Below are 647 nucleotides of genomic sequence, written 5' to 3' on the forward strand. Positions count from 1 at the left end.
CGGTGCGCAGGCCGAGGAAGTGCGGGGTCAGGTAGTCGACGGCGGCGTCCAGCGGGGCGAGGCCGGGCACCATGACGCGGACCTGGTCGCCCTGCGTGACGTCGGCGAGCCCGAGGGCCCGGCGCAGCGCATCGAACCCGTCCGGGGCGATAGAGGAGGCCGGTGCGTCAACCGCCACGTAGCTCGCCGGGCGGCCGCTGAAGTAGCGCAGGTACTGGCCGAGCGTGTGCAGATAGAAGTCGGTGTGCTTGGCGGCACCGTCGTACTGGCTGTCCCAGTCGTCGACGAACACCCCGCTGTGCACGTACCGGACCCAGGTCGTCCCGCCGTCCCGGGTCTCCACGAGGTGCTCGAGCTGGTTGAACCAGCCATCCGGGCCAACGGAGCGAACGATGAGGTGATGCGGTGGCTCCCAGGCCAGCACCGTGCCGCCGAACGGGGCGGCCCCCCCGACCCGCGGCTCCGGGGCCTCCATCGGCCATAACCAGCAGGCGTTGCCGGTGGTGACCGCGTCCCAGTACTCCTCGGGCGTGGTCGGGTGCACCGTCTCGCGCTCGATCGCGAATTCCCGCTTGGACTGGTTCGGCGACTCGTTCGACATGGTCAGCTCTCCTCGGTCGGACCGGGCCCGACTGGGCTCGGGTTGG

At 70.9% G+C, this 647-nt stretch carries 1 protein-coding gene; it reads right to left on the reverse strand.

Going from position 1 to position 647, the window contains the following annotated elements:
- Positions 1-601: SRPBCC domain-containing protein (locus U9980_RS26670; protein WP_322770452.1), on the reverse strand; the 601-nt coding region annotated here is incomplete at its 3' end.
- Between the last annotated feature and the right edge of the window lie 46 nt (positions 602-647).

Source organism: Protofrankia sp. Cr1, from assembly GCF_963555865.1.
GTDB lineage: Bacteria > Actinomycetota > Actinomycetes > Frankiales > Frankiaceae > Protofrankia.